Origin of the sequence: Kitasatospora sp. NPDC048239 (assembly GCF_043202015.1) — a bacterium.
Classification (GTDB): domain Bacteria; phylum Actinomycetota; class Actinomycetes; order Streptomycetales; family Streptomycetaceae; genus Kitasatospora.
Map to the genome: position 1 here is coordinate 391,516 of NZ_JBICZP010000006.1, position 7,212 is coordinate 398,727.

The window sequence follows — 7,212 nt, forward strand, 5'->3', positions numbered from 1 at the left end:
CCCCGACCACCTCCCCACGACCCCAAGGAGAACCAGATGAGCGCCACCAACCCCTTCGAGGACGACGACGCCCGCTACCTCGTGCTCGTCAACGAGGAGAACCAGCACTCCCTGTGGCCCGCCTTCGCGGAGATCCCGGCCGGCTGGACCGCCGTCCACGGCGAGGACAGCCGCCAGGCGTGCACCGAGTACATCGACGCCAACTGGACCGACCTGCGCCCGGCGAGCCTGATCGCCCGCAGCGCGTGACCGGCCACAGCGCCTGATCACCCGGGAGGGGGCGGCCGCGCACCGGCCGCCCCCTCCCGTACCGCTTCTCCCGCAGCTACCCGACGGATGGCCATCGCCGTGAGCACCAATCAGCCAGCACCTGCCGCCGGGCCGTCCGACGGCCTGACCGCCGAGCAACTAGCCGACGAGGAACTGGAACCCGGTGCCCTCTCGGCCGAGCGCCGCCGCCGGGCCAAGGCCCTGCTCCGCGGCTCGATCCGCCCCCACCGGGGCACGGTCGCCGCCGCCATGACCGCCGCGGCGATCCGCCAGCTCGCCCTGCTCGCCGTGCCCTGGTGCGTCCAGAAGGCCCTCGACCAGGGCCTTGAGAAGCAGGACAACGGCGCCCTGCTCACCTGGGCGGGCGCCACCGCGCTCGCCGCCCTCATCCAGTTCGCCGGGCTCTACGGCTGGCAGTACTGGGCCGGCTACGCCGACGCCAAGGTCGGCGCCGACCTGCGCGCCCGCCTGCTGCACCACCTCTCCGGCCTGGACCGGGCGGCCCTCGCCTCGCGCGGCCACGGGGACCTCGCCATGCGCGCCACCCGGGACACCGACCTCGTCCGCGAGTGGGTGCACGGCCTGGCCATCTGGGTCGTCCTCGGCACGACCTTCCTCACCGTGCTGCCCGCCATCGCCACCCTCGACCTCAGCCTGCTGCTGGTCACCCTCGCCACCCTGCCGTTCCTGGTCTGGGTCAACCTCCACTTCCCGAAGCGCTTCACCGCGGCCAGCGGCGAACTCGCCAAGGCCCACGGCGACCGCGCCGACGCCGTCGCCGACCTGCTCCAGATCGGCACCGGCCTGCGCGGCACCGGCGGCCACCGCCCGCTGGTCGACCGGCACCACGGCGCCAGCGCCGAAGTCACCGAACGGACGGTCATCGCCGCCCGGATCGAGGCCGGCTGGGCCGCCGTCGCACCGTTCGTCCCGCGCCTGGCCGTCGCCGCCGGCCTCGGATTCGGGGGCCTCGCCGTCGTGGACGGCCGCCTGACCCGCGGCGGACTGGTCGCCTTCACCGTCTGGATGGCCATCGTCACCCTCGCCACCCGGGTCCTGGTCGACCGCCTCCTGGAGCGCGGCCAGGCCGACGTCGCCGCCGCCCGGATCGACGAGGCGCTCTCCATCGGCCCGGTCGTCGCCGAACCGCCCGCGGGCCGGGCCAGGGACCTCCCCGAACGCGGCACCCTGGAGTTCGCCGAGGCCACTGCCGTCCGGGACGGCCGCACCGTCCTCGGCCCGGTCGCCCTCAGCGTCGCCCACGGCGAGTTCGTCGCCGTCAACGGCGCCACCGGCTCCGGCAAGAGCACCCTGCTGCGGCTCGCCGTCCGCCTCGACGACCCCGACGCCGGCACCGTCAGCTACGGCGGCACCGACCTGCGCGACGCCCGCCTGGACCAGGTCCGCGAGCGGATCTCCTACGTCGCCCAGCGGCCCGTCCTGCTCTCCGGCACCGTCGCCGACAACCTGCGGCTCGGCCGCGACATCCCGCTGGAGACCCTGCACGAGGCCTGCCGCACCGCCGGCATCCACGACCAGCTGACCGCCATGCCCGACGGCTACGACACCGAACTCGGCGAGGGCGGCACCGCGCTGTCCGGCGGCCAGGTGCAGCGCCTGGCCATCGCCCGGGCCCTGCTCGGCGACCCCGGGGTCCTGCTGCTGGACGACTCCACCTCGGCGCTGGACACCACCACCGAGAAGCTCGTCCTCGACCGGCTGCGCACCTGGGCCGGCCCCGACCGCACCGTCCTGTTCGCCACCCACCGCTCGGCCGTCCTGGACGCCGCCGACCGCGTCGTCACCCTGGAGTCGCCGCGCGGCGGCCCGGCCGGGAACGACGCCGCCACCGAAGGGCCCGACGCCGTGACCGCCCCGAACACCGTGGAGGTGGCCCGTGGCTGAACAGCCCCTGCTCCAGGACGAGGCCGACGAGCGCGGGGTGCTCCGCCGCGCCATGCCCTACCTGCGCCCGCACCGCGCCCGGCTCGGCCTCGCGCTCGGTGTCGGCCTCGCCGACTCCGCCGCGCTGGTCGCGGTCGCCCCGCTGATCGGCCTGGCCACCGACTCCGCGGTCCGCGCCGACCGCGGCGGCCTCGGCCTGGCCGTCGCCCTGCTGGTCGTCCTCGGGGCGGCCCAGCTGGTCCTCGCCCGGGTCGGCGAACTGCTGCTCATCAAGAACGGCGAGAACGTCGTGCGCACCCTGCGCGAGCAGGCCGTGGAGAACCTCGCCACCGCCCCGCTGCGCTTCCTGGAGAGCCACCGCAGCGGCGAACTGCTGCGCCGGGCCACCGGCGAGGTCGCCGCGCTCGCGGCGTTCGTCCGGCTGCACCTGCGCAACCTGGTCTCCTCGGTCGCCACGCTGGCCTTCACCCTGATCATGCTGGCCGGCTACTCCTGGCTGCTGCTGCTCGTCCAGCTCGCCGTGTTCCTGCCGCTGACCCTGCTCGTCACCCGCTGGTTCCAGCGCGACGCGGCGGCGGCCTTCGGCGGCAAGGCGGCCGCGGAGGCGACCGTCGCCGCCACCTTCTCCGAGACCCTGACCGCCCGTGAGGCCCTGCAGACCTCCCGCGGCCTGGCCGGCTGGAGCGCCCGCTTCGGGCGCGAGAACCGGCACGCGGTGCACGCCGCCCGCCGCGCCCTGCGGGTGGAGAACCGGATCGACCTGGTCAGCCTGATCGAGGGCACCGCGCTGGTCGTGCTGCTGCTGGTCGGCGGCTGGATGATCACCCGCGACACCGTCGAGGTCGGCACCGTGGTGGTCTTCGTCATCGCCAGCCGCAACCTCTTCGACTCCTTCGCCGACCTCTCCCAGCTGGTCGGCGAGGTGCAGACGGCCCGCACCGGCCTCGCCCGGCTGCTGGACCTGCTGGCCGCCACCGCCCCCGGGCACCGCCCCGCCCGCATCGAGGACCTCCCCGCCCGGGGCGACCTGCGCTGCGTCGCCGTCGACTACGGCTACCGCGCCGACCGGCTCTCCCTGCACGGGCTCACCCTGGACTTCCCCCGGGGCAGCCGGACCGGGGTGGTCGGCGAGACGGGCTCCGGCAAGACCACGCTCTCCAAGCTGCTCTGCGGCCTCTACCACCCCGACGCCGGCTCGGTCAGCTTCGCCGGGACGGACCTCGCGGACATCCCGGAGCAGCAGCTGCGCCGCCGGATCGTCCTGGTGCCGCAGGAGGTCCGGATGGTCTCCGGCACGATCGCCGACAACCTGGCGCTGGTGCAGGGGGCGCCGGACCGGGAGCGGATCGAGCGGACCGTCGAGCAGCTGGGCCTGCGCGAGTGGCTGGACGGCCTGCCCGGCGGCCTGGACGCCGAGGTGGGCCAGCGCGGCGGCAACCTCTCGGCGGGCGAGCGGCAGATCCTGGGCGTGGTGCGCGCCGTCCTGGCCGACCCGGCCGTCCTCGTCCTGGACGAGGCCACCGCGGACATCGACCCGGTGACCGCGGCACGGCTGGAGCACGCGCTGGACGAACTGCGGTCCGACTGCACCCTGGTGGTCATCGCCCACCGGCCGGCCACCATCGCGCGGCTGCCCCGGGTGGTCCGGCTGGACGGCGGACGCCTGGTGGGCGACGAGGCGGTGGACGGGGCGGTGGACGGGGGCTCCGCGGGTGGCGAACCGGCAGACGGGGGCAGGAAGGGCCGGGACCCGGCTGGTCTCGGAACGGCAGGTTAGGCTAACCTAATCACGTGATGATCGCCCTGTGCCGCCGCCCGGCTCCCCCCGGGACGGCGGCACGGGTCTGTCCGGGCTCGCAGACACCCCCCACGGATTGGGCTGACCGATGAACACCGACACGGCACCGCCGCGCATGCGGATCGTCCGCCATCCGCTCAAGTACCGCCTGTTGGAGGTCAAGCAGGTCGTCCGGGTCACCCCCGGCACCGTCCGGGTGACCTTCGCCGGCGACGCCCTGGAGGGCTTCTGCGAGCAGGCCCCGACCGACCACGTGAAGCTCTGCTTCGCGGAGCCGGGCGCCGCACTGCCGGTCGAGCCGGTCGTCGAGGACGACACCTGGATGGACGCCCCCGAGGGCATGTCCGAGCCGCTGACCCGCGACTACACCATCCGTCACTACCGCCGCGAGGCCGGCGAGCTGGACATCGACATGGTCCTGCACGGGACCGGCGTCGGCTCCAGCTGGGCCGCGGCCGCCGAGCCCGGCATGAGGCTGGGCGTCTTCGGCCCCCGCGGCTCGGAGGAGATCCCCTTCGTCCACGACTGGTACCTCCTCGGCGCGGACGAGACCGCCCTGCCCGCGCTCGCCCGCTGGCTGGAGCTGCTCCCGGCCGGCGTCAAGGTCCTCGCCTTCGCCGAGGTCCCCGGCCCCGAGCACGAGCAGACCCTGGCCACCGCCACCGACGCCACCGTCACCTGGGTGCACCGCGGCGACGCCGAGTCCGGCAGCACCGACCTGCTGGAACAGGCCATCCGGGCCGCCGAACTGCCCGAGGGCATGGGCTTCGCGTGGGTCGCCGGCGAGGCCAACACCCTCAAGCCGATCCGCCGCTACCTGCGCAACGACTGCGGCCTGACCAAGAACCAGGTCGACGTGGACGGCTACTGGAAGCGCGGGGTGGCCAACCACGACCACCACGAGGACGACCACCAGCCGCACGCATGACCGCCGACACCCTCCGCAAGCCGGCCCCGACCCGGACGGCGCCCGCGCCGCGCCGGCGGGCCGGCACCGCCCGCCGCACCGCCTGGCTGCTCGGCTCCGTCCTGCTGCTCGCGCTGCTGGCCCTCGCCGGCATCGCCGTCGGCGCCCGCTCGGTGGCCCCCGGCCAGGTCCTGCACGTCCTGCTGAACCACGAACCCGCGTCCGAGGACTGGATCGTGGTACACCACTCGCGGATCCCCCGCACCCTGCTGGGCATCGCCGTCGGCGCCGCCCTCGGGATCGCCGGGGCCATGATGCAGGCGCTCACCCGCAACCCGCTCGCCGACCCCGGCCTGCTCGGCATCAACGGCGGCGCCGCGGCGGCCGTCGCGGCCGGCACCGCGCTGTTCGACCTGCGCTCCTTCGGCGCCTTCGTCTGGTTCGCCCTCGCGGGCGCCGCGGTGGCCGCCCTGGTCGTCCAGATCCTCGGCGGCGGCGGCCGCGCCTCGGCCACCCCGGCCCGGCTCGCCCTCGCCGGCACCGCCGTCACGGCCGTGCTCACCGCCTTCGTCAACGGGCTGATCCTGCTCGACCCGCTGACCCTCAACCGCTTCCGGTACTGGCAGGTCGGCACCCTCGCCGGCATCGACTCCGCCGTCCTCGGCCAGGTGCTGCCCTTCCTCGCGGCGGGCGCCGTCCTCGCGCTGTTCCTCGGCCGGCCGCTGAACGCGCTCGCCCTCGGCGACGACGCCGGGCACGCGCTCGGCGCCAACCCCGGCCGGACCAGGCTGCTCAGCCTGCTCGCGATCACCCTGCTGTGCGGAGCCGCCACCGCCGCGGTCGGCCCGATCGCCTTCGTCGGCCTGGCCGTCCCGCACCTCGCCCGCCACATCTGCGGACCGGACCAGCGCTGGATCATGCTGATGTCGGCCGTCCTCGCCCCGGTGCTGCTGCTCGCCTCCGACATCATCGGCCGGATCGCCCTGCACCCCGCCGAACTCCAGGTCGGCGTCGTCACCGCGTTCATCGGGGCCCCGCTCTTCATCGCCCTGGTACGCGGCCGGAGGATCGCCCAACTGTGAACAGCCCCACCACGGTCGAGCGGTCGGCCGCCGCCGCCCCCGCGCCGCCCGCTCCCCGCACCGCCGTCCCACTGCGCGCCGTCCGGCTGCCCGGCGGCCTCTCGCTGCGCTGGCACGCCCGCGCCACCGTGGTCGGCCTGCTGATCGCCGCCGCGCTGTGCGCGGCGGTCGTCTGGTCGCTGACGGCCGGTGACTACCCGCTGCCCGTCTCCGACGTGGTCGAGGTGATCACCGGGGGCGGGCGGCGCGCCGACCGCTACATCGTGATGGAGGTGCGGCTTCCCCGGCTGCTCACCGCCCTGCTGGTCGGGGCGGCCCTCGGGCTCGCGGGCGCGCTCTTCCAGACCCTCGCCCGCAACCCGCTCGGCAGCCCGGACGTCATCGGCTTCACCGTCGGCTCCGCGACCGGCGCCCTCGCGGTGATCCTGGTCATCGGCGGCAGTGCCGCCACGGTGGCGGGCGGTGCGGTGGTGGGCGGCATGCTCACCTCCGTCGCGGTGTACCTGCTCGCCCGGCGCGGCGGGACCCAGGGCTACCGCCTGGTGCTGGTCGGCATCGGCGTCAGCTCGCTGCTCTCCTCGCTCAACGCCTACCTGATCGCCCGCGCCTCCTTCAGCGACGCCCAGAGCGCCGCGGTCTGGCTCACCGGCAGCCTCAACGCGCGCGGCTGGGAGCACTGCGTCCCGATGGCCGTGGCCCTCGCCGTGCTGCTGCCCGCCGCCGTCCTGCTCGGCCGCCCGCTGCGGATGCTGGAGATGGGCGACGACGCGGCCTCCTCGCTCGGCGTCCGGACGGAGGGCGCCCGGGTCTGGCTGGTGCTGATCGGCGTCGGCCTTACCGCCGCGGCCACCGCCGCCGCCGGCCCCATCCCGTTCGTCGCCCTGATCGCCCCGCAGGCCGTCCGCCGGCTCACCCGGGCCACCGGCCCCAACCTGCTCGGCTCCACCCTGCTCGGCGCCCTGCTGCTGGCCCTCAGCGACCTCGCGGCCCAGCGCCTGCTGGCCCCCACCCAGCTCCCGGTCGGCGTCCTCACCGGTGTGGTGGGCGGCTGCTACCTGGTCTGGCTCATCCTCGGCCAGTGGCGCACCAAGCGCGGCTGACCGCCCGGGACTTCAGCAGAGCACGGTGAACGGCGGCGGGGCCCGGGGGGGGGGCCCCCCGGCCCCCCCCCCGGGGCCGGGCGCGGGGCGCCCGGCCCGGGGGGGCCCGGGGGGTGTGGGGGCGGGGGCCGGCCGGGCCCCCCCCCCCGG

General features: G+C 75.7%; 6 protein-coding genes. All 6 read left to right on the forward strand.

Features of this window, described 5'->3' with window-relative positions; translation table 11 throughout:
• Nucleotides 1–36: 36 nt before the first annotated feature.
• A complete protein-coding gene (locus tag ACGFZP_RS19240; protein ID WP_387950757.1) occupies nucleotides 37–249 on the forward strand; it encodes an MbtH family protein in 213 nt (70 codons plus the stop codon).
• Between the two features lie 99 nt (nucleotides 250–348).
• Complete coding sequence (locus ACGFZP_RS19245) at nucleotides 349–2,175, forward strand: ABC transporter ATP-binding protein (RefSeq protein WP_392934191.1); 1,827 nt, start codon at nucleotides 349–351, stop codon at nucleotides 2,173–2,175.
• On the forward strand, nucleotides 2,168–3,952 hold the full coding sequence (locus ACGFZP_RS19250; RefSeq protein ID WP_392934193.1) for an ABC transporter ATP-binding protein: 1,785 nt from the start codon (nucleotides 2,168–2,170) through the stop codon (nucleotides 3,950–3,952). Before ACGFZP_RS19245 ends, ACGFZP_RS19250 begins: the two co-directional genes overlap by 8 nt.
• A gap of 109 nt (nucleotides 3,953–4,061) precedes the next feature.
• Nucleotides 4,062–4,901 carry a siderophore-interacting protein gene (locus ACGFZP_RS19255; RefSeq protein ID WP_392934195.1) on the forward strand — a complete coding sequence of 280 codons (840 nt, stop codon included), beginning with the start codon at nucleotides 4,062–4,064 and terminating at the stop codon, nucleotides 4,899–4,901.
• On the forward strand, nucleotides 4,898–5,962 hold the full coding sequence (locus ACGFZP_RS19260; protein ID WP_392934198.1) for a FecCD family ABC transporter permease: 1,065 nt from the start codon (nucleotides 4,898–4,900) through the stop codon (nucleotides 5,960–5,962). The genes ACGFZP_RS19255 and ACGFZP_RS19260 overlap by 4 nt, the downstream gene beginning before the upstream one ends.
• Nucleotides 5,959–7,062 (forward strand): FecCD family ABC transporter permease, encoded by a 1,104-nt coding sequence (locus ACGFZP_RS19265; protein ID WP_392934201.1) that lies wholly within the window; start codon nucleotides 5,959–5,961, stop codon nucleotides 7,060–7,062. The genes ACGFZP_RS19260 and ACGFZP_RS19265 overlap by 4 nt, the downstream gene beginning before the upstream one ends.
• The last annotated feature ends 150 nt before the right edge of the window (nucleotides 7,063–7,212 follow it).

Coding starts and splice junctions, on each gene's coding strand:
- ACGFZP_RS19240 (WP_387950757.1), top strand. CDS start 37: ATGAGCGCCACCAACCCCTTCGAGGACGACGACGCCCGCTACCTCGTG.
- ACGFZP_RS19255 (WP_392934195.1), top strand. CDS start 4,062: ATGAACACCGACACGGCACCGCCGCGCATGCGGATCGTCCGCCATCCG.
- ACGFZP_RS19260 (WP_392934198.1), top strand. CDS start 4,898: ATGACCGCCGACACCCTCCGCAAGCCGGCCCCGACCCGGACGGCGCCC.